This is a genomic window from Prauserella endophytica (genome assembly GCF_005146945.1).
Taxonomy (GTDB): Bacteria; Actinomycetota; Actinomycetes; order Mycobacteriales; family Pseudonocardiaceae; genus Prauserella_A; species Prauserella_A endophytica.
The window spans coordinates 143,337-168,003 of sequence record NZ_SWMS01000012.1 but is presented as its reverse complement, the minus strand read 5'-3'; the positions used below and the strand labels follow the sequence as shown (position 1 = coordinate 168,003).

22 protein-coding genes are annotated in these 24,667 nt (G+C 70.6%); 11 read left to right on the top strand and 11 right to left on the bottom strand.

Annotated features, from left to right (window positions below; translation table 11 throughout):
• Positions 1–17: 17 nt before the first annotated feature.
• Positions 18–1,514 carry a glutamate--cysteine ligase family protein gene (locus FCN18_RS21970; RefSeq protein WP_137096029.1) on the bottom strand — a complete coding sequence of 499 codons (1,497 nt, stop codon included), beginning with the start codon at positions 1,512–1,514 and terminating at the stop codon, positions 18–20.
• A 224-nt stretch (positions 1,515–1,738) separates the two neighbouring features.
• On the opposite strand from FCN18_RS21970, the gene FCN18_RS21965 reads away from it, so the two are divergent.
• The 5 genes from FCN18_RS21965 (at position 1,739) to FCN18_RS21945 (ending at position 6,847) form a co-directional block, all read left to right on the top strand.
• On the top strand, positions 1,739–2,548 hold the full coding sequence (locus FCN18_RS21965; protein ID WP_112264433.1) for a TrmH family RNA methyltransferase: 810 nt from the start codon (positions 1,739–1,741) through the stop codon (positions 2,546–2,548).
• 19 nt (positions 2,549–2,567) lie between these two features.
• Positions 2,568–3,176 carry a DUF2537 domain-containing protein gene (locus FCN18_RS21960; RefSeq protein WP_112264707.1) on the top strand — a complete coding sequence of 203 codons (609 nt, stop codon included), beginning with the start codon at positions 2,568–2,570 and terminating at the stop codon, positions 3,174–3,176.
• A gap of 16 nt (positions 3,177–3,192) precedes the next feature.
• Positions 3,193–3,549: an MmcQ/YjbR family DNA-binding protein gene (locus FCN18_RS21955; protein WP_112264431.1), complete on the top strand. Its 357-nt coding sequence runs from the start codon at positions 3,193–3,195 to the stop codon at positions 3,547–3,549.
• A gap of 76 nt (positions 3,550–3,625) precedes the next feature.
• Entirely contained in the window at positions 3,626–4,570 is a 945-nt protein-coding gene (locus FCN18_RS21950; protein WP_112264429.1) for an NAD-dependent epimerase/dehydratase family protein, read from the top strand.
• On the top strand, positions 4,571–6,847 hold the full coding sequence (locus FCN18_RS21945) for a glycosyltransferase family 2 protein (RefSeq protein ID WP_137095993.1): 2,277 nt from the start codon (positions 4,571–4,573) through the stop codon (positions 6,845–6,847).
• A gap of 86 nt (positions 6,848–6,933) precedes the next feature.
• Here the strand turns inward: FCN18_RS21945 and FCN18_RS21940 are convergent, their stop codons facing one another.
• Positions 6,934–7,434 carry a GtrA family protein gene (locus tag FCN18_RS21940; protein WP_112264427.1) on the bottom strand — a complete coding sequence of 167 codons (501 nt, stop codon included), beginning with the start codon at positions 7,432–7,434 and terminating at the stop codon, positions 6,934–6,936.
• 159 nt (positions 7,435–7,593) lie between these two features.
• Between FCN18_RS21940 and FCN18_RS21935 the strand changes: the two genes are divergently transcribed.
• Entirely contained in the window at positions 7,594–8,748 is a 1,155-nt protein-coding gene (locus FCN18_RS21935; protein ID WP_112264426.1) for an NAD-dependent epimerase/dehydratase family protein, read from the top strand.
• Positions 8,749–8,822: 74 nt separating this feature from the next.
• Here FCN18_RS21935 and sepH read toward each other — a convergent pair whose 3' ends face one another.
• From sepH to FCN18_RS21900, 7 genes are all read right to left on the bottom strand, one after another.
• Entirely contained in the window at positions 8,823–9,680 is an 858-nt protein-coding gene (gene sepH, locus FCN18_RS21930) for a septation protein SepH (protein ID WP_137095992.1), read from the bottom strand.
• 197 nt (positions 9,681–9,877) lie between these two features.
• Positions 9,878–11,008, bottom strand: coding sequence for a phosphoserine transaminase (gene serC, locus FCN18_RS21925; protein WP_137095991.1), 1,131 nt, complete (start codon positions 11,006–11,008; stop codon positions 9,878–9,880).
• Between the two features lie 12 nt (positions 11,009–11,020).
• A complete protein-coding gene (locus FCN18_RS21920) occupies positions 11,021–12,370 on the bottom strand; it encodes a serine hydrolase domain-containing protein (protein WP_112264706.1) in 1,350 nt (449 codons plus the stop codon).
• Between the two features lie 58 nt (positions 12,371–12,428).
• Positions 12,429–13,049 carry a response regulator gene (locus FCN18_RS21915; protein WP_137095990.1) on the bottom strand — a complete coding sequence of 207 codons (621 nt, stop codon included), beginning with the start codon at positions 13,047–13,049 and terminating at the stop codon, positions 12,429–12,431.
• Positions 13,046–14,239, bottom strand: a complete 1,194-nt coding sequence (locus FCN18_RS39830; protein ID WP_228714076.1) for a sensor histidine kinase — start codon at positions 14,237–14,239, stop codon at positions 13,046–13,048. Before FCN18_RS39830 ends, FCN18_RS21915 begins: the two co-directional genes overlap by 4 nt.
• Positions 14,218–15,030: an ABC transporter permease gene (locus FCN18_RS21905; protein ID WP_137095989.1), complete on the bottom strand. Its 813-nt coding sequence runs from the start codon at positions 15,028–15,030 to the stop codon at positions 14,218–14,220. Before FCN18_RS21905 ends, FCN18_RS39830 begins: the two co-directional genes overlap by 22 nt.
• A complete protein-coding gene (locus FCN18_RS21900; protein ID WP_137095988.1) occupies positions 15,027–15,875 on the bottom strand; it encodes an ABC transporter ATP-binding protein in 849 nt (282 codons plus the stop codon). The genes FCN18_RS21905 and FCN18_RS21900 overlap by 4 nt, the downstream gene beginning before the upstream one ends.
• Positions 15,876–15,989: 114 nt before the next feature.
• Here FCN18_RS21900 and FCN18_RS21895 point away from each other — a divergent pair, with 114 nt between their 5' ends.
• Genes FCN18_RS21895 through FCN18_RS21885 form a run of 3 tightly spaced genes read left to right on the top strand, consistent with a single transcriptional unit; the run spans position 15,990 to position 19,849 of the window.
• Entirely contained in the window at positions 15,990–17,480 is a 1,491-nt protein-coding gene (locus FCN18_RS21895; protein ID WP_137095987.1) for an MFS transporter, read from the top strand.
• Between the two features lie 21 nt (positions 17,481–17,501).
• The gene (locus FCN18_RS21890) at positions 17,502–19,211 is read left to right on the top strand and encodes an SDR family oxidoreductase (RefSeq protein ID WP_228714075.1); all 1,710 of its coding nucleotides are present in this window, start codon (positions 17,502–17,504) and stop codon (positions 19,209–19,211) included.
• Positions 19,212–19,231: 20 nt separating this feature from the next.
• A complete protein-coding gene (locus FCN18_RS21885; protein ID WP_112264702.1) occupies positions 19,232–19,849 on the top strand; it encodes a TetR/AcrR family transcriptional regulator in 618 nt (205 codons plus the stop codon).
• Between the two features lie 210 nt (positions 19,850–20,059).
• Here FCN18_RS21885 and FCN18_RS21880 read toward each other — a convergent pair whose 3' ends face one another.
• Both FCN18_RS21880 and FCN18_RS21875 read right to left on the bottom strand, forming a co-directional pair.
• Complete coding sequence (locus tag FCN18_RS21880; protein ID WP_137095986.1) at positions 20,060–20,551, bottom strand: DoxX family protein; 492 nt, start codon at positions 20,549–20,551, stop codon at positions 20,060–20,062.
• Positions 20,552–20,748: 197 nt separating this feature from the next.
• Positions 20,749–21,900 carry a citrate synthase 2 gene (locus FCN18_RS21875; protein WP_137095985.1) on the bottom strand — a complete coding sequence of 384 codons (1,152 nt, stop codon included), beginning with the start codon at positions 21,898–21,900 and terminating at the stop codon, positions 20,749–20,751.
• Between the two features lie 481 nt (positions 21,901–22,381).
• On the opposite strand from FCN18_RS21875, the gene pdxH reads away from it, so the two are divergent.
• Both pdxH and FCN18_RS21865 read left to right on the top strand, forming a co-directional pair.
• Positions 22,382–23,074, top strand: coding sequence for a pyridoxamine 5'-phosphate oxidase (gene pdxH, locus FCN18_RS21870; RefSeq protein ID WP_112264417.1), 693 nt, complete (start codon positions 22,382–22,384; stop codon positions 23,072–23,074).
• A gap of 246 nt (positions 23,075–23,320) precedes the next feature.
• Entirely contained in the window at positions 23,321–24,616 is a 1,296-nt protein-coding gene (locus FCN18_RS21865) for an MFS transporter (protein ID WP_228714074.1), read from the top strand.
• Positions 24,617–24,667 lie beyond the last annotated feature (51 nt).

Genomic DNA, 24,667 nt, shown 5'->3' with positions numbered 1-24,667 from the left:
GCACCTCCCGTGAAGGGTCAGGTTACCGGCCAGGCGTGCACGGGCTCGCCCGCTTTCGCCAGCTCGAGGTACCTCGCCAGCATGGTGGCCAGCGCCGTGTCCCGGTCCATCCCCCTGGCCTGCGCGTTCGCGACGGTCTCCCGCTGCCACGCCGCGCCCGTCCGCTTGGTGACGCAGCGACGTTCGATCACCCCGAGATAGCGGTCGGCCGCGGCGTCCGAGACGTCCGAGTTGCGCAGCCCCTCGCGGGCGAGGGGGAGCAGGACGCGCAGCGCCAGCTCGTCGGGCGGCAGCCAGCCGTTGCCGGGCCAGTAGAGCTGCGCGTCGAAGCCGTTGCGGGCTCCCGCGTACAGGTTCTCCTCCGCCGCCTGGAACGACATCTGTGTCCACACGGGCCGCTCCTGCTCCGCCAGAGCCCGCTGCGCGCCGTAGAAGAACGCCGCGTTGGCCATCATGTCGAGCACCGTCGGGCCCGCCGGCAGCACCCGGTTCTCGACGCGCAGGTGCGGCTTGCCGTCCACGACGTCGTACACCGGCCGGTTCCACCGCCACACGGTGCCGTTGTGCAGGCGCAGCTCGGAGAGCTTCGGTGCGAGCCCCGACTCCAGCGCCTCCATCGGCTCTTCCTCGTCGGTCTCCGGCAGCAGCCCTGGGAAGTAGCGGACGTTCTCCTCGAAAAGGTCGAAAATGGACGTGATCCAGCGTTCGCCGAACCACACCCTCGGCCGCACGCCCTGGTTCTTCAGCTCCTCCGGGCGCGTGTCGGTGGCCTGGAGGAACAGCGGGATGCGCGTCTCCTGCCACAGCGCCTTGCCGAGTAGGAACGGAGAGTTCGCGCCGAGCGCCACCTGCACGCCGGCCAGGCACTGCGCGGCGTTCCAGTGCGCGGCGAACTCCTCGGGCGCCACCTGCAGGTGCAGCTGGACCGACGTGCACGCCGCCTCGGGCAGGATCGACTCGGCGTAGGTGCGCAGCCGCTCCGGCTGCTGCCCCGGCAGCCCGGTGCCCTCCAGTGAGAGCAGCGTGTGCTCGCCGCGGGCGGCGAGGATCCGGTCGTTGAGCAAGGAGTAGCGGGCGCTGTTGGTGAGCCATTTCTGGTCGAAGTGCTCGTTGCTCAGCGTCGGCAGGATGCCGATCACGGCGAGGTGCGCGCCCGTCTCCTCCGCCTTGGCGTTCGCCATGCCGAGGTAGGCGTGCAGGTCGTCCTCCAGCTGCAGCGCGGAGTCGCCGTCCAGCGGCCGCGGCGGCACGTTGAGCTCCAGGTTGTGCTGCGAGAGCTCCGTGGTGAACGACGGGTCGTCGAGTGCTTCGAGCAGGGCGGCGTTCGACATCGACGGCCGCATCGCCGCGTCGACGAGGTTCAGCTCCACCTCGAGCCCGATGTGCTTGCGGGGAAAGGAGAAACTGCCGTCCGCGAGCATCCGCGCCAGGGTGTCGAGACAGCGCTGCATCTTGCGGCGGTATCGCCCCCTGTCCCGTGGGTTGAAGGAGTCCGGTGACACGTCCTTGCCCATGGCGTATCCCTTTTCAACCTCGGCCACGGCTCCCCGAAACGCCCCGGCGTTGTCCCTGCCAGGCGAAAACGTTGGCATATGAGGGGGGCCGGAGCTAGCGGCCAAACTAGTGCCGTCCGTCACCTCCTGCTAACGGAGCGCAAGCAACACCTGTTCGCACCAGAGAAGTACCCAGCATTCGGAGCACCGACGCCTCGGCGTGCGGCGGATGGGAGACTCGGCAGGTGGCGCCGTTGATCTACCTCGAGGATCCCGCCGACGGACGGCTCGACGAGTTCCGTGATCTCACGACCGCCGACCGCAGGCCCGACCGGCCCGGCGGCCGCGGTCTCGTGATCGCCGAGGGCACCGTCGTCGTCCGCAGGCTCATCGAGTCCCGGTACCGGGTGCGGGCGCTGCTCGGCGTCGAACGGCGCTTCGCCGAGCTTGCCGAGGACCTCGCGGATGTCACCGCGCCCGCGTACGTCACGTCGGCGGACACGATGGCGAACGTCGTGGGCTTCCACCTCAACCGGGGCGTGCTCGCCGTCGCCGACCGCGTGCCGCGGCCGCCGCTCGAGGAGATCCTCGCCGGGGCGCGCGTGCTCGCCGTGCTGGAGGGCGTCGGCGACCACGAGAACCTCGGCTCGCTGTTCCGCAACGCCGCCGCGCTGGGCGTCGACGGCGTGCTGCTCGGCCCCGGCTGCGCCGATCCGCTGTACCGGCGCAGCGTGCGCGTGTCGATGGGGCACGTGCTGCGGGTGCCCTTCACCGGTCTCGACGACTGGCCCGGCGCGCTCGACATCGTGCGCGACCACGGCTTCCGGGTCGCGGCGCTGACCCCGAGGCCCGACGCGGTCGAACTCACTAAACTGCCGTCGGTCGCGGGCGAGCGGGTGGCGCTCATGCTGGGCTCCGAGGGGCACGGCCTCTCGGAACAGGCGCTCGCCTCGGCCGACCTGGCCGTGCGGATCCCGATGGCGAGCGGGGTGGACTCGCTCAACATCGCCACCGCGGCGGCCGTGGCGTTCTACGAGGTGACAGGGCGGGGTTGAGGTGGCGGGGGGCGCCGAGGTGGAGCTCCGGGTACGGGGCGACCGGGCGATGCTGGCGGGTGGAGTGAACGCGCACGAGGTCGACCCGCGTTCGCTCGCGCTCGACGCCGACCTCGCCGACGCGCTGCACGAGTGGGCACGCGTGGCCTCCGCCGTGCGCAGGACGGGCAGCGGCGAGGGCGGTGACGTGGTGTCGCGCCGGGGCAGGCAGCTCGCCGGCCGTGTCGCGGAGTCGCTGGGCGTCTCGGTGAGCTACTGGGACCCGGTGACCGACCGGACGCTCGTGGTGCCCGCTCCCGAGCGCGAGCCGGTGGCCCCCCGGGCTTCCCGGCTCACACGGCTGATCGGCTCACGGCCGGGTGTCGACGAGCGGACTCCGTGGGGCACGGGCCTCATCGTGGCCGTGTTCCTCGGTGTCTTCGTGATCGTGGCGATGCTGGCGCTGGTGAGCACGCTCGCCACGGAGACGACCGAGTGGGTCGGCCTGGTGGCCGCGCTCGTGGTCAGCGCGGGCCTCGCGCCGTCGCTGTGGCTGGGGCGCAGGCTGCCGATCGTGCGCTGGGTGGTGCTCGGCGTCGCGTCCGGCGTCGCGTTGTCCTGGATCGGGGTACTGATCATCGTGTTCTGAGGGGCACAATCCGGACATGACGGATCCGTTGGAACGGCTGCGGGCCATCTGCCTGTCGCTGCCGGAGACCACGGAGCGGCTCAGCCACGGCGAGCCGACGTGGTTCGTGCGGGACCGCAAGACGTTCGTCACCTACGCCGACCACCACCACGACGACCGCGTGGCGTTCTGGTGCGCCGCGCAGCCGGGCACGCAGGAGGCGCTCGTCGCGCAGGATCCCGGCCGGTTCTTCCGGCCGCCCTACGTCGGCCACCGGGGGTGGCTCGGGGTGTGGCTGGACGTGACCGTCGACTGGGCGGAGATCGCCGAACTCGTCACCGACGCCTACCGGGAAGTTGCTCCGAAGGGGTTAGTGGCCCAGTTGGACCAATAGCGGGTTTCTCCAGGTCGGCAACGTAATATGGAACACCCTGAAAGGCTCCATTCGGGCGACAGGTAGTTTGGCGGCCATGGCTTCGTCGATCACACCAGACGTGTGCAATGTCGTGGTTACGGGCGGTAGCGGCTTCATCGGGCGCGCTCTGGTGGCGGCGTTTCGCCAGCGCGGTGCCCGCGTCACGGTCGTCGACCGTCAACCGGGGACCGTCGAGGACGAGGGCGTCACGCACATCCAGGGCGATCTCGCAGACCCCGCCATCCGGGAGCGGGCCATCCTGCCAGGCACGGACGGCATCGTCCACCTCGCGGCCATCACCTCGGTGCTGAAGTCCAGGGAGATGCCCGCCAAGACGTACTCGGAGAACGTCGCGATCACCCACGAGCTGCTCGAGCTCGCGCGGATGCACGGCGTCCCGAAGTTCATCCTGGCCTCCACGAACGCCGTGGTCGGCGACGTGGGCACCAGCACGATCACCGAGGACCTCGCGCTTGCCCCGCTCACCCCGTACGGCGCCACCAAGGCGGCCTGCGAGATGCTCATGTCGGGTTACGCGGGCGCCTACGGCATGACCACGTGCGCGCTGCGCTTCACCAACGTCTACGGGCCCGGGATGTCACACAAGGACAGCTTCGTGCCGCGCCTCATGCGGGCCGCGCTGACCGAATCGGGTGTGAAGGTCTACGGCACCGGTGAGCAGCGGCGCGACCTGGTGTTCCTCGACGACGTCGTGCGCGGCATCCTGCTCGCCTTCGACTCCGGTCACGTCGGCAGGGCGATCGTCGGCGCGGGCCGGTCCGTGTCCGTGCTCGACCTCATCGAGACGGTTCGGGAGGTCACCGGCTGCCCGATCCCGGTCGAGCACGTGCCGGCGCCGGGCGGGGAGATGCCCGCCGTGGTCGTCGACATCTCGCGCAGCGCCGACACCATCGGCTACACGCCCGCCTACGACCTCAAGGCCGGCCTGGCTGCCACCTGGCAGTACTTCCTCGACCACGACAGGCAGAAAGTGCGCTGAGTGACCGGGTTCCTGCGCCGCCACTGGCTTCTGCTCCTCCTGCTCGCGGGCGGCATCACCCTCCGTGTGCTGACGTGGCTCGCGTACCAGCCCGCGCTGCTCTACATCGACACGTTCCGCTACCTCGACAACCTCGAGGCGCTGCGGCCGACCGATCTGAACCCGCTCGGCTACACGGTGGTCCTCAAGGGGCTGCTGTCGCTCGGCGGGTTCGGGTTCGTCGCGGCCGTGCAGCACGTCGTGGGTGTGCTCATCGCGCTGGCGCTGTACTCGCTCACCCGCCGCTACACCTCCCGCACGTGGCTCGCCGCGATCGTGGCGGCGCCGGTGCTCCTGGACGCCTACCAGCTCCAGATCGAAGAGAACGTCATGTCGGAGGTGTGGTTCCAGGCCCTCCTCGTCGGCGCGCTCTGGGTGTTGCTCTCGCGCGGCGAGCCGAGGTGGTGGCGGGTGGCGCTGGCCGGCGTGCTGGTCGCCGCCGCGGTGCTCACGCGGACCATCGGCATCACGGTCGTGTTGCCGATGGCGCTGTACCTGGTGCTGGCTGGTGGCGCGTGGCGTAGCCGCGCGGGCTGGAAACGCATCGGCGTCCGGACCCTCGCGGGCGCGCTCGGGTTCCTGATCCCGCTGGTCGCGTACGCCGCGTACTTCAATTCGCAGGCCGGCCGGTGGGGTCTGACCGGGGCGCAGGGCAACGTCCTCTACGGGCGCACCGCGGCGATCGCCGACTGCAGTGAGCTGCCCACCGGTGACGCGGGTCTGTTGATCTTCTGTCCTCCCGAGCCGCTGGACGAGCGGCTCAGCATCGACTACTACACGCATTTCCGGTACGGGGACCCGAACTGGCCCTACGTGCCGCTGCCCGACGACCGCACCAAAGAGGAGCTGGCCGACGAGTTCGCGTGGACGGTCATCCGGAATCAACCTGTCGATTTCGTGACGGCTATCCTTCATGACTTCTCGAAGAACTTCGCGCCGGTCAAGACGACGGCCCCCAACGACGTGCCAGTCGAGCGCTGGCAATTCCAGACAATCTACCCGTATCACGACATTGGGGCAGAAAGCGTGCAAATCTACAACGCGACGACGCTTGCCTACGACGGCGTGCTGCCGAGCGTGAACGTCGAGCTCGCCGCCTTCCTCCGGGACTACCAGCTGGGCGGCGGCTACACGTGGGGCCCCGTACTGGCCCTCGCCGGGGTGCTGGGCCTGCTCGGCGCGCTCGGCGTCGGCAAGGCCCGCAGGTCGGGCCTGCGCGCCGCGGCGTTCCTCGCCACCGGCAGCGGGCTCATCGTCCTGCTCGGCTCCGCCGCGTTCGAGTTCTCGTGGCGTTACCAGCTGCCGGCACTGGTGCTGCTGCCCCTCGGCGGCGCGCTCGGCCTCGCCGCGATGTTCGGGCTCGCCAAGCGTGATCCGGGTTCCGGGGGCCGCAGGCCGAAAATGGCCGACTACCCCGACGAGGTCGACGACGGCGCCGTCGCCGACTTCCGGGCCCGGTACGGCGAGGCGCCGCTGACCCCGCTCGTCGTGGTGATCGCCGCCTACAACGAGGCCAAGGGCATCGGTCCGGTGCTGCGGAACATGCCGACGCACTGCGGCGACCTCTCGGTCTCCACGCTGGTCGTGGTGGACGGCGCGACCGACAACACCGCCGAGGTGGCCGAGGACAACGGCGCGTACGTGTGCGTCGCCCCGCGCAACCGCGGCCAGGGTGGCGCGCTGCGGCTCGGCTACCACCTCGCCGCCGAGTACGGCGCCAAGTACATCGTCACCACCGACGCCGACGGTCAGTACGACAACGCCGAGATGCCGATGCTCGTCAAGCCGCTGCTCGACGGCAGCGCCGACTTCGTGACGGGCTCCCGCAGGCTCGGCACGGGACAGTACGACAGCAGGGTCCGCTGGCTCGGCGTTCGCGTTTTCGCCGTTCTCGCCTCAATTCTGACAATGCGGAAGATAACGGACACTTCCTTCGGGTTCCGTGCGATGACCGCGGAATTGGCCACTGCGGTAACACTGCGTGAACCGCAGTATCAGTCGTCCGAGTTGTTGCTCGGCGTGATGGCCAGGGGCGCGCGCGTGCTCGAGGTGCCGATGACGATGCACCTGCGCAACAACGGCCAGAGCAAGAAGGGCCGCAGCCTCAAGTACGGCGCCAACTACGCCAGGGTGATGACCGGGACGTGGCTGCGCGAGTACGTGCTGAGGGGCGGCAAGCGGCGAGCCGCGGCGCCCCGGCCGGTGCGGACGGCCACGGACGCACGCGAAACCGCCTGAGCGTCCCGCTCGCAGACGTAACAAGAAGAACGGCCCCAGGCTCCGGATTGGAGCCTGGGGCCGTTCTCGTTGAACTGAGGCGCTTTTTACTGCGACGCGGTCGCTGGGACATTGCCGCGGTGGTAGACGAGCCGGTCGAGCAGCGCGAACTTGAACGCGAAGACGATCGCGTAGCTGCTCAGGTAGGCGACGTCGAGCACGACGATGCGGGTGAAGCCGGAGATCTCGAGCGGTTCGGTGATCATGCCGGCGATCGTGGTGAGGCCGACCGAGGCGACCGCGCCGAGGCCGATCACGACCAGGTAGGGCAGCAGTTCCCGCTTGAAGTCGGGCTTGCCCTTGCGTCCCCAGGCCCAGCGCCGTGCGACGAACCAGTTGGGGATCGCGCCCGCCACGAAGGCGACCGCGCTCGCGGCCGTCGGGCTCGCGCCCCACCACAGCAGTCCGATCAGGGTGACTTGGCTGGCCGCGGTGGCCAGCACGGAGCTGGCACCCGCCCTGACCAGGCGAGCGAAGAACCGCGGCTGGCCAGCGTGCGGCTGCGGCGGCTTGGGCGCGGTTGCGGTTACGGTGCTCACACACCCCATTGTGCCAACCGCCTTTCGGGTGGTGGCAACAGCGTCCTTATTCTTACCGCGGGTTGATGTCAGCCCGTTATTAAGACAAGGTGGACCGGACAAGAGACCGGGGGTGCCGGAGATCAAATCCGGTACACGGTCAGGTAACGATCTGGAGGAAGTCGAGTCGTGCGAGTCCTCGTTCTCGGTGGTGACGGATATCTGGGGTGGCCGACGGCGCTTCACCTCTCGGACCGTGGCCATGAGGTTGCTGTGGCCGATAACTTCGCCCGCAGGAAGTATGATGAAGAGCTGGGCTCCCAGAGCCTGGTAGCCATCGAGGACCTGAGCGTCCGTGTAGCGGCGTGGAAGGAAGTTTCCGGCAAGGAGATGCCCATGTACGTGGGTGACCTTGTCGACGCGGACTTCGTGTACCAGATGGTCCGCGAGTTCCAGCCGGACGCGATCGTCCACTTTGCCGAGCAGCGGGCGGCACCGTACTCGATGATCGACCGTGAGCACGCGGTCTACACGCAGTACAACAACGTTGTCGGCAACCTCAACGTCATGTACGCCATCGCCGAGATCAACCCCGAGATCCACCTGGTGAAGCTCGGGACGATGGGTGAGTACGGCACGCCGAACATCGACATCGAAGAGGGTTGGATCGAGATCGAGCACAACGGTCGCAAGGACCGGATGCTCTACCCGAAGAAGCCGGGCTCGTTCTACCACCTGTCCAAGGTGCACGACTCGCACAACATCGAGTTCGGCTGCCGGATCTGGGGTATGCGCGCCACCGACCTCAACCAGGGCGTGGTGTACGGGCAGCAGACCGAGCAGACGGTCCGCGACCCGCGCCTGGCGACCCGCCTCGACTACGACGCCGTGTTCGGCACCGTGCTGAACCGCTTCGTGATCCAGGCCGTGCTCGGCCAGCCGCTCACCGTGTACGGCAAGGGCGGCCAGACTCGCGGCATGCTGGACATCCGCGACACCGTCGAGTGCCTGCGCCTCGCGGTTGAGAACCCGGCCGACCGCGGTGAGTTCCGCGTGTTCAACCAGATGACCGAGAGCTTCTCGGTCAAGGGGGTCGCCGAGCTGGTGGCCGAGACCTTCCCCGGTCCGGTTCAGATCGACTACCTGGAGAACCCCCGCTGGGAGCTGGCGGAGCACTACTACAACGTCAAGCACACCGGTCTGATCGAGCTCGGCCTCAAGCCGCACCTGCTCTCCGACACGCTCATCGAGTCGCTGTTCCCCATCGTCGAGGAGAACAAGCACCGGGTGAACATGGAGAACATGCTGCCCAAGGTCAAGTGGGCCAGCCCGAAGAACAGCTGATCGCCTGAAGCTCCCCAAGGCCACCTTTGTTGCGTTCAGCGCGACAAAGGTGGCCTTGGGTGCTTTTGGCGTCGTTACCCCCGCTGGCTGCGGACGCCGAGCAGGACGTCCTCCCACGCAGGCACCGCGGGGTGGTTCTTCTTCCGCTTCGGCTTCGCCGGGCGGGCCTGCGGCTCGGGTTCCGGCAGCAGCGCGTCCGGGTCCTCGGCCGCGACGCGCGGCATCTCCGTGGTGTCGTCGTCGCTCGGCTCCGGGATCGGCGCCTCGATGACCTTCGCCCCCGCGTCCGCCCGGTAGTCGAGCGTGGGCTGCTCGTCGTCGTCCGGCCGGTCCACGGCCCTCGGCACGCGGTAGGAGTTCGGGTCCAGGAGTGCCTCGGCGAGCTCGTCGATCGCGGTCACCGTGCCGCCGTGCGCGCCGGGGGAGAACGCCCAGTGCGCCCGGTTCTCCGACCGGCCCGCCATCCACTGCAGCCCGACGACCCACCTGCCGTCGTCGCCGCGCCACGAATCCCACGTCGCCTGTGAGTAGTCCTGCCCGCGCACGCCGAAGGAGTACGCGACGACCTCGCCGAGCGTCTGCACGTCGGGGCCGTCCTCGCGCACGGGGTGTGCCTGCTGAGCGAGTTCGGCGGTGCGGGATCGCTCCAGCAGCACCGGGTAGGCGAAGCGCTCGACGCGCTGGAGCGGCACTCCGGCGGTGCTGGCGACCTGCTCCACCGACTCGCCCGCCCTGATCCGGGCCTGAATTTCGCGTGGTCGCATGTGGCTCTCCAGCTCGATCTCGATCTGGCCGAGGCGGGTGATGTCGCCGCGGGCGGCCGCGCGCAGCCGTTCGTCCGCAGGCAGCAGGAAACGCTCGCGGCGTGCCGGGTCTTCGCACACGATGGACTTACCGTCCTCGTGTAGCCCCACCACCCGTAGCGTTCGCATTCCCGCCTCCCATAGCGCGTTCACCGTGATAGGTGTCCACGGTAGAACGGCGCGTCGCCTTGACCGGCGAGGCGCGCCGAGTCCCGCGCACATCCATCTCAGTGATTTCCGGCCCGGCGAAAGGCCCACAGACGCAGTGAAGGCCACCTTCACTGCGTTGACCGCAGGGATGGTGGCCTTCACTGCAAGGGGATCGCCTACTTGGCGAGCTGCTCGACGACCCAGTCGACGCACTTGGTCAGCGCGGTGATGTCGTCCGGCTCGATGGCGGGGAACATGCCGACGCGCAGCTGGTTGCGGCCGAGCTTCCGGTACGGCTCAACGTCCACGATCCCGTTGGCGCGCAACGTCTTCGCCACGAGGGCCGCGTCGATGTCGTCGGAGAAGTCGACGGTGCCGACGACCTGCGAGCGAAGCGAGGGGTCGCTCACGAACGGCGTCGTGTAGCTCGTCTTCTCGGCCCACTCGTACAGGCGGCCGGAGGATTCCCTTGTGCGCGAGGTGGTCCAGTCGAGTCCGCCGTTCGCCAGCATCCACTCGATCTGGTCGACGAGCAGGAACAGCGTCGCCACGGCGGGCGTGTTGTACGTCTGGTCCTTGCGCGAGTTGTCCAGCGCGGTGGGCAGCGAAAGGAACTCCGGCACCCAGCGGTCGGAGGAGCCGATCTCGCCGACGCGCTCGATCGCGGCGGGGGACATCAGCGCGATCCACAGCCCGCCGTCCGAGGCGAACGACTTCTGCGGCGCGAAGTAGTAGACGTCGAAGTCCTCGGCCTTCACCGGCAGGCCGCCCGCGCCCGACGTCGCGTCGATCGCGACGAGCGCGCCCTCGCTACCCTCTGGCCGCCGCACCGGAACGGCCACACCCGTCGAGGTCTCGTTGTGCGCCCAGCCGACGAGGTCGGCGCCCTGCTGGTAGGCGATCTCGGGCGCGCTGCCTGGCTCGCCCTTGACGACGATCGACTCGCCGAGGAACGGCGCCTTGTTCGTCACGGTCGCGAACTTCGAGGAGAACTCACCGTAGGTGAAGTGCTGTGCCCGCTCGCGCACCAGACCGAAGGCGGCCGCGTCCCAGAACGCCGTCGTGCCACCGTTGCCGAGCACCACCTCGTAGCCCTCGGGCAGGCCGAACAGGTCGGTCAGGCCGGCGCGCACTCTGCCGACGAGGGACTTGACCGGCTTCTGCCGATGGGAGGTGCCGAGGACGTTCGCACCCTCTTTGGCGAGGTTGGCGAGCTGCTCCTGGCGAACCTTGGACGGTCCGCACCCGAACCGGCCGTCGGAGGGCTTGAGCTCTGCGGGAAGGGTCAACTCAGCGGCTTCGGTCATGCCCGTAGTCTTTCACGCCCGCCAGCCGGCCTCGTCCACGCCGCCGGGCACCGGTGCCGATGGGTCGTATGGGGTGCGCGTGAACACGAACGTCGCCAGGTCGAGGTGGGTCGGCGTGCCGTCGGAGGCCCTGCCGACCGTGAGGGTCTCGCCCGCGTAGTAGCCGTCGAGGCCGAGCCAGCGGTCCTCGCCGAGCGGCCGGAACCGCGAGGCGCGGCCCGCGCCGGTCGCCGGTACCAGGTCGAGCCAGCCGTTGCCCAGCACACGCAAGTGGTACGGCGCCGGGCCCCAGTGCCAGAGCCCGGTGAGCGGCAGCAGCGAGCGGTCGATGTCGGCGGGCTTCCACTCGGCGGGCAACGGCGGCTCGTAGTCGTCGGCGATCGAGATGAGGTCGGTGACGAGGGAGAGGATGCCGACGCCCGCGGTGGTGTTGGCGAAGGCGACCGCGCCGGTCTGGGTGGCCGGGTCGATCAGCGTGCACGCCAGGAAGCCGGGCATCGACCCGGTGTGCCCGGCCAGCCGCTTGCCGTTCACGCGGACGAGCTGGAGGCCGAGTCCGTAGCCCGCGTTCCACACGTCGCCGTCGTCGACCGTCGCCACCTCGCGCATCTCGGCCACGGTGTCCTGGCTCAGCACGTCGCCGGTGCGTCCGCCGACGAACGCCGTGAAGCTCGCGAGGTCGTCGAGACACGACCACAGCTGTCCCGCCGGCGCCATGGCCCCGGCGTCGTACGCGGGCTCGGGCAGCACGACGTCGGCGAAGGGGTGCACCGCGCAGCCCTCCGCGTGCCTGCCGCTGGGGGCCGCCGTCGTGTTGGTCATGCCGAGCGGTTCGAGCACCTCGGCGCGTAGCGCGTCGAGCCAGCTCGTGCCGCGCAGCCTGGCGACCAGCTCGCCGAGCGTGCCGTACCCGACGTTGGAGTAGTGGAATCGGCGGCCGGGCCGGTGTTTGACCTCCTCCGCAGTGAGGCTCGCGCTCAGGTCGGTCCACGTGCCGCCGGGCGAGCGCTCCCACCACGCGCCGGGCGACTCGGAGGTGAGTCCGCTGGTGTGCGAGAGCAGCTGGGCGATGGTCGACCCGCCGAAGCTCGTGCCGGGCACGTGCTTGTCGAGCGGGTCGGCGAGGTCGAGCCTGCCCTCGTCGCGCAGCCGGAGCACCACGGTGGCGACGAGCGACTTGGTGATCGAGCCGATGCGGTACTGCGTCGCGTTGTCGGGCGGCGTTCCGTCGACGGCGCCACGCGCGCCCGACCACACGATCTCGCCGTCCCGGACCACCGCGGCGGCCAGCGACGGTGCGCGGCCGCTCACCTGCTCGGTCGCGATCCGGCGGAGGAGGACGAGTTCGGTGGTAGGGAGCATGGCGGCCATGTTAGCCAGCCCGCAGTGAAGGCCACCTTCACTGCGGTTGGGTGGGCGGCTAGGTGAGCAGGCCCCGTTCCATCGCGGTGGTCACCGCGGCGGTCCGGTCGGACACGTCGAGCTTGTTGAACACCCGCAGCAGATGCGTCTTCACGGTGGCCTCGCTGATGTGCAGCGCCCTGCCGATGTCGGCGTTGGTGCCGCCCTTCGCGACCAGTCGCAGCACCTCCTGCTCACGCGGGGACAGGGGCTGGGCGGCGGGAGCGCGCACCTGGTTCATCAGCCGTCCCGCCACCGACGGCGCCAGCACGGTCTCGCCTCGCGCCGCCGCCCTTACCGCCTCCGCGAGCTCGGTGCGCGAGGCGTCCTTGAGCAGGTAGCCCGCCGCCCCGGCCTCCACGGCACGCAGGATGTCGGCGTCGGTCTCGTAGGTCGTGAGCACCACGATCCGTCGCCCCGGCGTGGTCGCGAGGATCGCCCTGATCGCGCCGACCCCGTCGAGCCCCGGCATGCGCAGGTCCATGAGGATCACGTCGGGTTCCTTGACGCGGTCGAGCGCGACGGCCTCGTCGCCGGAGCTCGCCTCGCCCACCACGGTGAGATCGGCCTCCGCCTCCAGCATCCCGCGCAGGCCCTCACGGACCACCGGGTGGTCGTCCACCAGCACGATCCGGATCACGCGGGTACCTCCAGCTCCACCGTGGTCCCCTCCCCGCGTCCGGTGTGGATGCTCAGGGTGCCGCCCGCGTCCTCTGCCCGCGCCCGCATGCCGCGCAGCCCGAAGCCCTCGGCCGCTCCCTGCCGGAACCCCGCGCCGTCGTCGGTGACCGCCAGCCGGACACCAGAGTCCGTAGTGGACAAACGAACCGTCACCGCCGTGGCGTCCGCGTGCTTGCGCACGTTCGCGAGCGCCTCCTGTGTCGCGCGCAGGAGCACCACCTCCACGGCGGTGACCAGGCGAGGCAGCGGTTCGATCTCACATGCCGTGCCCATGCCGGTCTCCTCGCCGAAACGCTCCACCTGGCGGCGGACGGCGTCGGTGAGCGAACCGGCATGCAGGGCCGACGGGGTGAGCGCCGTGACCATCGCGCGGGCCTCGGCGAGGTTCTCCCTCGCCGTCGTGGTGGCCAGTTCGAGGTGCCTGCGCGCGGCGGGCGGGTCGGTGTCCAGTTCGGACTCGGCGGCCTGGGTGAGCGCGACGATGCTGGTGAACCCCTGCGCGAGCGTGTCGTGGATCTCCCTGGCCAGCCGGTCGCGTTCGGCCGAGGTGCCCGCCTCGTGCGAGAGCCGGGCCACCTCGGCGCGGCTTGCCTCGAGCGAGGCGATCAGCTGCGCCTGCCGCTCGTTCTGCTCTCCCAGCTTGGTGATGATGTAGCCGAGCAGCAGGCCCATCACGCAGAACACCGCCGCCGACGGGCCGAGCTCACGCACCACCGTGCCGAAGGAGTCGTCGCTGAGCAGCCCGTCGCGCGCCACGGGCGCGAAGCTGAACGCCACCACGGCCGGCGCCGCGAAGCGCGGCGGCAGCAGCCAGAACGTCTGCGAGATCACGGCTGGCGTCACCCAGGCCGCGTCGCCGACGAACGCGATGGCCCCGAGGAACAGCACGAGCTCACCGGCGAGCCAGCGCAGCGCGACACCGGCGGGCAGCTCGGGATGGCCGTCGTGGTGCGGCCGGTGCCCGAGGTACCAGGCACCCAGCGCGACGAGCAGCGCGGTCGAAGCCCCCTTGGCCCACGTGGGGTCGTCGCGCTGCACCCACACGGTGACGATCGCGCCGGTGTAGACCAGGAGGTAGAACAGCTCCCAGTACCGCAGCATCCCGCGGGTGACCAGCGCCTCGAAGCCTACTCGCGGCGGTTGGTCCACCGGAACACCAGCCGGCACAGCAGCAGCCCCGCCACGCACCAGGCGCCCAGCACCAGCGCCGTCAGTCCGAGTTCCCATTGCCCCGCCATCTCGTATCGGGCCGCCTCCTCCGGCAGGAACACCGAGCGCAGGCCCTGGCACATCCACTTGACCGGGAAGAACGACGACACGCTCACCATAGCCGCGGGCAGGGCCGACACGGGCGTGATGAAAACGCCCGAGATGAACTGCAGCGCGAGGTAGACGATGTTCATCCCGGCGGCGGCGCCGTTCACCGAGCGAGCCAGCGAGCTGGCCGCCACGCCCAGCGCGGCGCAGCCGGTGACCCCGAGCACGAAGATCCACGCGAAGGTCAGCCACTTCCCCGGCGCCGTGGGCAGCGTGAGGTCGAACAACCACACGGCTATCGCCAGCATGAGGGCCGCCTGCGCGAGGCTCGACACCGCGACCAGGACCATCTTGCCGAGGAAGTACGACAGCGCGGGCATCGGCGTGCCGCGCAGGCGTTTCAGCGTGCCGTCCTCGCGGTCGAGCGCGACACCGATGCCCATGCTCACGAACGACGTGGAGATGATCCCCGCGCCGATCATGCCCGCGGCGAAGAGCTGGCTCGCTGGCAGACCGGTCTCGGGGTAGACGTCCCCGAACACCGACCCGAGCAGCACCAGCAGCAGCACGGGCAGCGAGAACGTGAAGACCACGGTCTCCTTCTGCCGGAAGAACTGCCTGAGCTCCACGGCGCCTCGCGCGAGCCCGATGGCGAGGGCGCCGCGAGCGGTCACCGCGGTCATGAGCGCTCCCCGATCAGCTCCAGGTAGGTGTCCTCCAGGCTCGGCCGCGTGATCGTCAGCCCGGCGAGCTCCCCACCCCCAGCGGAGAGCTCGTTGACGAGCGTGGTCGGCCGCTGCGTGCGCCGTTCGTGCACGCCCTCGGCGTCGGTCCAGCGGACGACGGCCTCCGCCTCGGCCCTCCCGCCGAGCGTGGCCGGAGTGCCCTCGGCTACCACGCGCCCGCCCGCGAGCACCGCGACGCGGTCGGCGAGCGCCTCGGCCTCGTCGAGGTAGTGCGTGGTGAGCAGGATCGTGGTGCCGTCGGCGGCGAGCCGCTCGATCAGCGCCCAGAACCGGCGCCGGACCTCGGGGTCGAAGCCGGTGGTCGGTTCGTCGAGGAACAGCAACTCCGGCCTGCCGATGATGCCGAGCGCCACGTCAAGCCTGCGGCGCTGACCGCCGGACAGCGTGCGGATGCGCGAGCCCGCCTTCTCCTCCAGTCCGACGAGGTGCACGACTTCGCCGGGGTCGCGCGGGTGCGGGTAGTACCCGGCGAAGTGCCGCAGGCTCTCCGCGACGGTCAGCTCGGCCGCGTCGGAGGCTGTCTGCAGCACGATGCCGATCCGCGCCCGCCACGCCCCTCCAGCGCGGCCGGGATCCTCGCCGAGCACACGGACCTCCCCGCTGGTCCTCCTTCGATGCCCCTCGAGGATCTCCACCGTGGTGGTCTTGCCCGCGCCGTTGGGGCCGAGCAGGGCGAAGATCTCGCCCCGCCTGATGTCGAGGTCGATCCCCGCCACGGCGCTCACGCCGGCGTAGTCCTTGCGCAGCCCGTGCACCTCAACCGCGTTCACGTTCTCGATCATGGCCGCTTCCGCTGGGACGGCGGGACGACCGGGCGGTGGAACCGGGTGTCCGTCGAAAGGATGACGCAACGCGTCGGGTCCGTTTCTACGCTCGCTGTCGGGAAGGGGGGTCTGATGGTGGCGACCGAGGCCGCGAAGCGGCGCAGGGGACAGAACGAGCTCGCGGCGGCGCTCGCGCGTGGGCCGGTGGAGGTGCTCGACTTCTTCCTGCCGCTGTGGGCCGGCAGCGCGCTCGGGGCGACGCCGGCGCAGGTCGGTGCGCTGACCGCGCTCGAGACGCTCGTGTCGCTCCTGGTGCGGCCGGTCTCGGGGGTGCTGGCCGACCGGTTCGACCGCGGCAGGCTCGCCGCGCTCGGTGCCGTCCTCTATGGACTGTCGTTCGCCGGGTACGCGGTGACGCCGGGAATCGGCCCGGCGTTCGGGGCGGCCGTGCTCGGTGGCGCGGGCGGAGCGCTGTTCTGGGTCGCGTTGCGAGCGCGGGTCGGCGAGGGCCTCGCCGACGACAGCGGGGTGTTCAGCAAGCTGTTCGCCGCGGAGGGCGCCGGTACGTGGATCGCGTTCGTCGTCGCGATGACGCTCGTGTCGCGCATCGACTACCGGGGTGTGTTCTGGCTCGGCGCGGCCGCTTGCGCTGTGGCCGCCGCGGTGCTGCTGGTGCCGTCGGGGCGGCGCCCGGCAGCCGGGGAGCGGGCGCCGAAGCTCACCGAGCTCGGCAGGCGCATGCGGCCGGTACTCGGGCTCGTGGCGCTGACGGCGCTGGCCGAGGCGGGCGTGGCGTTGCTGTTGTTGCTGCACCTGCAGCGTGGGCATCAGCTGGAACTGGGGGAGATCGCGGCGGTGTTCCTGCCGGGGTTCATCGTCTACAGCACGCTGCCCGACTACCTGCACCGCATCGTGCGCCGGATGGGCCGGACACGGGTGCTGTCGGTGGCTCTCGTGTGCAGCGCTGCGTTCGCGGCGGGGTTGTCGTTCGCGCCGAACCCGTTCGTGCTCGCGGGGATGTGGGTGCTTTCGGCCGTGGCGTTCGCGGCGGCGATCCCGGTGCAGCAGTCGATAGTGGCCGAGGCGGCGGGGGTGAGCCTCGGGCGCGGGATGGGCATCTACGAGAGCGCGACGCTGCTGGGTGCGACCGTCGGCACGTTCACGGCGGGGCTGCTGTACTCGGCGGGCAGCGGGTGGCAGATCGCCTGCATCGGCGCGGGGGCGCTGCTGCTGGCGGGCGCGGCGCTGGTGCGACCCGCGGTGCGTGCGCTCGGGGTGGTGGAGTACCCGGCCGAGCCGGAGCCGGAACCGGAGCCGGAGCCGGAACCGGAGCCAGAGCCGGAGCCGGAACCGGAGCCCGAGGAATCCAAGGAGTCCAAGGGCTCCGGCCTGCGCAACTGGTGCGTGCACGTGGGTGTGTTCGTGCTCGCGCAGACGGTGTTCGCGTTGCTCGGCTACGGCTGGCCGGTCGAGGCGGTGTTCGGCGGGCCGCACGACGTCAACTGGTTCGTGAACTCCACCGGGCACTGGCTGCGCGACGTGAGCCGGATCTGGTGCTACGTCTTCCTCGCCGACACGGTGTGGACCTGGGGCAGCGTGCTGTGGAGGCGGCATCGCTATTGACAAATTGTCTACCATGACGAGATGTCTCATCAGTGGGTGACGGCCGGTGACGGTGTCCGCCTCTCCGTGCGCAGCAGCGGCAGGGCGGACGCGCCCACGCTCGTCTGCGTGCATGGTTACCCCGACGACTCGGCGCTCTGGGACGACGTCGCGGCGCGCCTCGGCGAGCGGTTCCGCGTGGTCACCTATGACGTGCGCGGTGCGGGCGCCTCGGACAAACCGGCCGACCGCGCCGCCTACCGGCTCGACCGGCTCGCCGCCGACCTCACGGCCGTCGTCGACGCGGTGCGGCCGGAAGGGAAGGTCCACCTGCTTGCCCACGACTGGGGCTCGATCCAGACCTGGCACGCCGTCACCGGCGGGTGGCTGGACGGACGCGTCGCGTCCTACACCTCGATCTCCGGGCCCAGCCTCGACCATGCCTCCCACTGGCTGCGCGCACAGCTGTGCAAGCCCACGCCGCGCCGCCTGCGTAACGCGCTGCGTCAGCTCCTGCACTCCACCTACATCGCGTTCTTCCAGCTGCCCCGCATTCCCGAGCTGGTCTGGCGCACCGGCCTGCTGCCCCGGGTCCTGCGCAAGCTCGAACCGGGCGTCGGCAGGCCGAACGCCTCCGACGGCCGGTACGGCCTCGAGCTGTACCGCGCCAACATGCTCACCCGCCTGGGCACGCCGACGCGCCCGCACACCGACGTGCCGGTGCAGGTGCTCGCACCGACGGGCGACGCCTATGTAACGGCACCGCTGCAGACCGAGCTCGCCGACTGGGTGCCCGACCTGCGCGTCCGGCACGTCGCGGGCAGGCACTGGCTGCCGAGGCAGCGGCCCGGTGTAGTCGCCGACGCCGTCGCCGAGCTGGTGGACCACGTCGAGGGCGGGCCGGAGGCGAGGGGGCTGCGCCGCGCGCGCGTGAACCCGCCGTCGCCCCAGCGGTTCCCCGGCAGTCTCGTGGTGGTGACCGGTGGCGGCAGCGGCATCGGGCAGGCCACGGCGCTCGCGTTCGCGGAGGAGGGCGCGGACGTGGTGGTCGCCGACATCGACGGTCAGGCCGCCGCCCGAACGGCGGAGCTGGTGAGGGCCACGGGCTCGGCCGCCGCGGAGTACACAGTGGACGTCAGTGACGGCGCGGCCGTCGACGCGTTCGCCGCCGCCGTGCGGGCCGAGCACGGGGTGCCCGACATCGTCGTGAACAACGCCGGGATCGGAGTGGCGGGCACCTTCGCCGACACCAGCGCCGCCGACTGGGAGCGCGTGATCGACGTGAACCTGTGGGGCGTGATCCACGGCTGCCGCGCGTTCGTGCCGATGCTCACCGAGCGCGCCGAGGGCGGGCACATCGTCAACCTCGCGTCGATGGCGGCGTACGTGCCGAACAAGGTGCTGCCCGCGTACTCCACGACGAAGGCCGCGGTGCTGATGCTGAGCGAGTGCCTGCGCGCCGAACTCGCGAGCCACCGCGTCGGCGTCACCGCGGTGTGCCCCGGCATCGTGCGCACCCCGATCGCCGAGCGCACCGTGTTCGCCGGGGCGAGCGAGCAGGAACAAGCACAGCGAAGGCGTAACGGCGCCAAGCTGTTCGCCCGGCGCGGTTTCGGGCCGGAGCGCGTGGCCGCCGACATCCTGCGCGCCGTCGAGCGGGACGTCGCGCTCGCACCGTCCACTCCGGAGGCTTCGGTGACGCTGGCGCTGTCCCGCCTCACTCCCGGCCTGCTGCGGGCGATCGCGCGGTGACCGAGCGCAAGCCGCGCCGGATGACCCGCGAGGCGCGCAGGGACGACCTCATCGCCGCGGCGCTGGAGCTGTTCAGCACGCGCGCGCCCGAGGACGTCTCCGTCGAGGACGTCACCACGCGGGCCGACGTGTCGCGGGCGCTGTTCTACCGGTACTTCCCGAGTGTGCGTGAGCTGCAGGTCGCCGCGTTGCGGTCGGTGGTGGACGGGCTGCTCGCCCGTCTCGCCGCGCGCGCCGAGGGCACGCCGCACGAGCGGCTCCGAGCGGCCGTGCGCGCGCTCGCCGAGGTCGCCGCCGAACACCGGGCCGGCTACGTCGCGCTCGTCCGCAGCGGCTCCGCGATCGCGACACCGGAGACCAACGCGATCGTCGACGAGGTCAGGGAGGCCGCCGTGCGGGTGATCCTGGCCGACGCGGGGATCACCGACCCGTCACCGATGCTGCTAACCACGCTGCGCTGCTGGACCGTGGTGGTCGAAGGAGCGCTGCTCACGTGGCTGCGAGAAGGCGGCCTCGAGCAAGGGAAACTCGACGGCTGGCTCGTCGATCAGCTCGTCGCCATGATCGGCGCCACCGAACGACACGATCCGGACACCGCTGTTTCGTCGGCTCTTCATCCGGCGCGACGGCGTCCTTGACATTGTCGACATTGTCGCCGGCCCTGCTCGGAGAAGGCGGGCCAGGTCCGCACCGACGACGCGACGCTGGAGACCATCGCTGGCGACGCGGCGCGCAGGCTCGGCGAGGCGGGCGGCGCCGTGCACGTCCGGGCCCGGCGCCCGGACTGACCTGACCTGCAGGGACAGTCAGCTCGACGCGGTGCTGGGCGACTTTCCGGAAGTTCGCCATCACCGTCCGGCCGGAACCGGATCGGCGGTAGTAGCGCGCCCGGCCCGCGCGCGGAACCCGTGCACGGCGACCGTGACCGTCGCCGCGAGGAACACGACCTGCATCAGCGTGCGCGGCAACAGCGTGTCGTCCCATGGCAGGTCCGTGCCGTTCAGCGCGAGGTTGACATTGGCGGGGAACATCACGACCAGCAGTGTGGATAGCCCTGCTGTCGCCCAGTGTGCGAGTGGCCGGTAGAGCATCGCGAGCGCGCCCGCGAGCTCCAGCACGCCGGTGACCGTCACGAGCAGGCCTGGCGCCGGGAGGGCGTCCGGGACCATCGCGATCAGCTCCTCGCGCATGCCTACGAAATGCGCGATGCCGGTGAGCAGGAACATCGCGGCGATGCCGCCGCGCAGGCCCACGGGCAGCGGCCGCAGCCGGGGTACCCACAGCCTGCCCACAACGAGGACGCCCGAGGTGACGACGACAAGTGCGATCAAGGGTTCCATGGCGCGCTCCAATCTTTACGGTGACTAGATAAGTATGCGCGCCAGATTTAGGCAGTGACAAGTTTGGCTGAGTGAGTTCTCAGCGCAGCGCTTCGCAGGGCGCCCGTTCGCGCACACGGGCACGAACGAGAATCGGTTTCGAGCGCCGACATGCGGCGCCTCGGGCTCGGGACGGCTGGCCTGCCCCCGTCAATGACTCACGAACGACTCGCGAGTGCGTCCCACCCCTCGACCTCGGAGGGCTTGCGCGGGGCGGGGCCGACGTACTTGGCCGATGGTCGCACGAGCCTGCCGGTGCGCTTCTGCTCAAGGATGTGCGCGGCCCAGCCCGCCGTGCGGGCCGAGGTGAACATCGCGGGCATCATGTGCGGCGGCACCTGCGCGAAGTCCAGGATCACGGCTGCCCAGAACTCCACATTGGTCTCGATCGCCCGGTCGGGACGCCGCTCGCGCAGCTCGGCGAGCGCGGCCTCCTCCAGCGCCGCCGCCGCGTCGTACCGGCTCGCGCCCAGCTCGCGGCAGGTGCGGCGCAGCACGCGGGCGCGCGGGTCCTCCGCGCGGTACACGCGGTGACCGAAGCCCATGAGCCGCTCCTTGCGGTCGAGCAGGCCCTTCACGTACGCGCGCGCGTCGCCGGTCCGCTCGACCTCCTCGATCATCGGCAGCACCCGCGCGGGCGCGCCTCCGTGCAGCGGGCCGGACATCGCGCCGACCGCCCCCGAGAGCGACGCCGCCACGTCGGCGCCCGTCGAGGCGATCACGCGGGCGGTGAACGTGGAGGCGTTGAGCCCGTGCTCGGCGGCCGAAACCCAGTAGGCGTCCACGGCCTTGACGTGCGCCGGGTCCGGCTCGCCACGCCAGCGGACCATGAACCGCTCGGTGATGGTCTTCGCCTCGTCGACCCTCGACTCCGGCACCGCGGGCACGCCGACGCCGCGCGCCGACTGCGCGACATAGGACAGCGCCATCACCGAGGCGCGGGCGAGCTGCTCGCGCGCGGTCTCGTCGGAGATGTCCAGCAGCGGCTGGTACCCCCAGATCGGGGCGAGCATCGCGAGCGCGGCCTGCACGTCGACGCGGACGTCACCGGTGTGTACGGGGATCGGGAACGGCTCCGCGGGCGCCAGCCCGTTGCGGAAGTGGCCGTCCACGAGCAGCCCCCACACGTCGCCGAAGCTCACCTTGCCGGCGAGCTCCTCGATGTCGACACCGCGGTAGCGCAGGGCGCCGCCGTCGCGGTCGGGCTCGGCGATCTCCGTGCGGAAGGCGACCACGCCCTCCAGACCGGGGCGGAAACCGTCGTCGGGCTGTTCGGAGGGGGTCTGGGCCTTGCTGATCGTCGATGTCACCGGAATGGACCTTTCCAAGCGCGTTCCCCGACAGGTCTCAACCCGTACGAGGCCCACGCACGGGTGCCTCCTCGCACGGTGTTGGGGCAACTTTCCTCCTGTTAACCGCCGGTATCAATCGAAAGATGCGGTGGTTTCGGTCACGATTACGAGAACGATTCAGCGAGACGGCCGTCCCTCGCGTAAATCCTTTGTTTCCGGTGGCCGGGCCCGCGTGTTCCCGGTGATCCACATCCGTCCCCGCGGCTGAGCCCTCAGGAGCGCACCGGGCTGCTGGCTGGTGACCACGCCCGCGCCCGGCGCCGTCGCCGCGGCGGCCGAACTGGCGGTCGCCAGGCGGCGCCACACAGGATGGGTGCCCGGGTGTCACGATCCAGTGGCGGCCGTCACCGATCAGACGGTTTCGCCCCGTTCACGGAACCCCTAACGTCGGCTGAATCAGGCGGGGTGAGGCCCCACAAGGGCGCGCGGAGGTTGCGGCATGCCGGAACTCGACAAACTGGACAACGAGGTAGCGGGCAGCGCGGACGTCACCGTCCGGCTGCCCGGCATGAGGGTCGCCTACAACGGCGAGGCGTTCGACGAGTCCTCGCTCGCCGAGACCTGGACCGAGCAGCTGCAGAGGTGGCTGGACCAGGCCGTTTCCGCCGGGCTGCCCGAGCCCAACGCCATGGTGCTCGCCACGGCGGACGCCCAGGGGCTGCCGTCCTCGCGCACGGTCCTGTGCAAGGGCCTCGACGAGCGCGGCGTCGTCTTCTACACCAACTACACCTCGGCCAAGAGCCACGACCTCACGGTCACGCGCTACGCCTCGGTGACCTTCCCGTGGTACACGCTGCACCGGCAGGTCACCGTGCGCGGCGAGGTCGAGAAGGTCGACCTGGCCGAGGTCGCCGAGTACTGGGCCTCCCGGCCGAGGGGTTCGCAGCTCGGCGCGTGGGCCTCCCCGCAGTCGCGGGTGGTCGACGGCCGCCGCGCGCTGGACAACGCGCTGAGCGCCATCGAACGCCGGTTCGAGGGCGTCGACGAGGTGCCCGTGCCGCCGCACTGGGGCGGCTGGCGGATCCGCCCCGACACGGTCGAGTTCTGGCAGGGCAGGCAGGACCGCCTGCACGACCGGCTCCGCTACGTGCGCACCGAGGACGGCTGGCGGATCGACCGCGTCGCGCCGTAGGCGTCGTCTCCGCCCCAACGCAGTGACGAACTGCAGGGAAGAACTGCAGTGAAGGCCACCATGCCTGCGCCCACCCGTCTCCCGCCACCGCCCAAATGGAGACGCTTCGCGTCACTGTGCCTGATTCAACGCAGTGAAGGTGGCCTTCACTGCGGTCGGGCTCGGTGGGGCACAGTCGGGCTCGGTGGGGCTCGACGGTGAAACTCACATGCGCGCAGTTCGTTAGCGCGCCTAAGCTAAATGGTCGTGAGCGACCGAACCGAGGAGGCCCCGTCGAAAGGGCGCAGGCTCCTCGGTTCGATCGTCGTCGACGGCCGCCCGCTGCGGATCGCCGGCTTCCGCAGGCTGTGGGGCAGCTCGATGGTCACCGCCATCGGCAGCCAGCTCACGGCGGTCGCCGTGCCGAAGCAGGTCTTCGACATCACGGGCTCGTCGGCCTACGTCGGGCTGACCGGCGCCTTCGGACTCGTGCCCCTGCTCGTCTTCGGGCTGTGGGGCGGCGCGATCGCCGACACCGTCGACCGCCGCAAGCTGCTGATCGTCTCCAACACCGGCATCGCCGTCACCGCGGCTGTGTTGTGGGCGCAGGCGTTCCTCGAGTTGAACTCCGTGTGGCTGGTGCTCGGTCTGCTGGCGGTGAACCAGGCGTTCTACGCGGTCAACATGCCCACCCGCAACGCCGTGGTCGCCAGGCTCGTGCCCGAGCACCTGCTGCCATCGGCGGCGGCCCTCACCGGCACGATGAACACCTTCGGCGCCGTTTTCGGCCCCCTCGCCGCCGGCGCGCTCATGCCAGTGGTCGGATTGTCCACTTTGTACCTGGTGGACACGGTCGCACTCGTGGTGGTGCTCTGGGCGGTGTGGCGGCTGCCGCCGTTGCCCCCGCTGTCCGGGCAGGTGCGCAGGGCCGGGCTGCGCGACATCGTCGACGGCTTCCGCTACATGGGCGCGCAGAAGGTGCTGCTGGCGTCGTTCGTCGTGGACATCGTCGCGATGGTCGCCGGGATGCCGCGCGCGTTGTTCCCCGAGATGGCCGAGCGCACGTTCGGCGACCCGCCGGGCGGCGGGCTCGCTCTGGGCTGGCTGTACGCCGCGATCCCGTTGGGCGCCATGCTGATCACGCTCACGTCGGGCTGGGTGAGCCGCGTGCGCAGGCAGGGTGTCGCGGTCGTGGTGGCGATCTGCGTCTGGGGCGCGGCGGTGGCCGGGTTCGGGCTGGCGCCGTCGCTGTGGCTCGCGGTGGTGTTCCTCGCGATCGCGGGAGCCGCGGACATGGTGAGTGCGATCTACCGCATGGCGATCCTGCAGTCCGCCGCGACGGACGAGATGCGCGGCCGCACGCAGGGGGCGTTCACCGTCGTCGTCGCGGGCGGGCCGCGTATCGCCGACCTCGCGCACGGCTGGGTCGCGGCGGGCACGGGCACCGCGGTCGCCGCCACGGGCGGGGGCCTGCTCGTGATCGTCCTCGTCGTCGTGGCGACCCTGCTGCTGCCCGCGTTCTGGTACTACCGGGCGGCTGGAGCCGAGGGGGAGAAGTCTTAACACAACGCTAGGCATGGTGGTGTTTCCGTCACCGACGTGATGCGGCACACT